The organism is Streptomyces albospinus (assembly GCF_014648695.1).
GTDB classification, from domain to species: Bacteria; Actinomycetota; Actinomycetes; order Streptomycetales; family Streptomycetaceae; genus Streptomyces; species Streptomyces albospinus.
Genome location: NZ_BMRP01000099.1, coordinates 1 through 1,321 on the forward strand (window position 1 = coordinate 1; position 1,321 = coordinate 1,321).

A 1,321-nucleotide genomic window follows, 5' to 3' on the forward strand; every position below is an offset into this window, starting at 1 on the left:
GACTGCTTGGGCCAATGCTCGGGGAGGGGGTGGCGGAGGGCGGGGTGGAGGTGACGGGGCTCGGGGGTGTCGCCGGGGTGGGGCGGGGTGGCGGGGTGCCGGGGGTGGTGGCCAGGTAGGCGAGGACGAGGGCGGCGGTCGCGGTGGCGGCGGCCAGCGGCAGGGCGAAGCGGCGCAGCCGGGCGCGGGTGAGGACCGTACGGCGGCGGAGGTGGGGGCCCGGGGGCGCGGCGGGGCGCAGATCGCGTACGTCGACGGTCCGGGCGCGAGCCTCGAAGGCGCGGCGCAGGCGGGCCTCGACGGGGCGTTCGGGGGTGCGGGGGGCGGTGCCATGCGGGGTCACGACCGGGCCTCCAGGATCTTTTCCAGGGCGTCCAGGGCGCGGCTGGCCAGGGACTTCACCGCGCCGCGGCTGATGCCCAGCGTCGTCGCGATCTCGGCTTCGGACAGTTCGCCCCAGTAGCGGAGGACCAGGACCTCGCGGCGGCGGGCGGTCAGGCCGCCGAGCGCGGCGAAGACCTCGCGATGCTCCTCGTCGAGGACGATGCGCTCCTCGGCGGAGGGGGCGTCGGCCTCGTAGGGCGGGGTGTAGCCCCGGGCGGTACGGCGGCGGCGCAGGACCGAGCGGGCCGCGTTGACGACGGCGGTCCGGAGGTAGGCCAGGGCGTTGTCGACCTCGCCGAGGTGTTCGCCGTGCCGCTTGTACAGGGCGGCGAACGCGTCCTGGACGACGTCCTCGGCGGTGGCGCGGTCGTCGACGAGGAGGACGGCCAGGCGGACCATGTTCAGCCGGTGGGCGTGGTACAGCTCGGTGATGGTGGGCGGCGGCGGGTCGGTGTCCCCGCCGTACGCCAACTGGCCGTTGTGGTCGGGGAGTTCGGCATGCTCCGGGCGGTGGGGCGGCGGTGCTTCGCGGCGGACGGCGCGCAGCAGGCGGGTCCAGCGGGCAGGCCGGAGGAGCCCCGGCAGGGCGAACCGTACCGGGGCGGGGTGCGGAGTGACGGAGTGGACCATCGTTTCCTCGGGGCGGGCGGTTCCTGAGTGGCGGGCTGTCTCAGGCGCGGCGCCGGCGGACGGCGTAGACGGTACCGCCGCCCGCGGCGATGAGGGCCGCCGCGCCGCCGCCGAGCGCGAGGGTGGCCGCGGAGGAGGCGCCGGTGCGGGCCAGTTCCTTGCCGCCCCGGCCGCCGTTGGCGGCGCCCGGGTTGCCGGGGTGGGCGGGGACGGGGCTCGGTCGGGAGCTGCCGGGGGCGGAGGGCCGGGCGGTCGGGCGGTGGCCCGGGGGCTGCGTGGGCACGGGGGAGGGGGTGCCGTGGCCCGG

3 protein-coding genes are annotated in these 1,321 nt (G+C 78.0%); all 3 read right to left on the bottom strand.

What is annotated here, in order from left to right; translation table 11 throughout:
- The coding region (locus IEZ17_RS44075) for a hypothetical protein (protein WP_189308708.1) at positions 1–343 on the bottom strand (343 nt) is incomplete at its 3' end.
- On the bottom strand, positions 340–1,014 hold the full coding sequence (locus IEZ17_RS40890) for an RNA polymerase sigma factor (protein WP_189308709.1): 675 nt from the start codon (positions 1,012–1,014) through the stop codon (positions 340–342). The genes IEZ17_RS44075 and IEZ17_RS40890, both read right to left, overlap by 4 nt.
- 40 nt (positions 1,015–1,054) lie before the next feature.
- The coding region (locus tag IEZ17_RS43660) for an LPXTG cell wall anchor domain-containing protein (protein ID WP_229853120.1) at positions 1,055–1,321 on the bottom strand (267 nt) is incomplete at its 5' end.

What these genes read in the sequence shown, in the direction of transcription:
- IEZ17_RS40890 (WP_189308709.1), bottom strand. Translation starts at nt 1,014, where the DNA reads ATGGTCCACTCCGTCACTCCGCACCCCGCCCCGGTACGGTTCGCCCTG.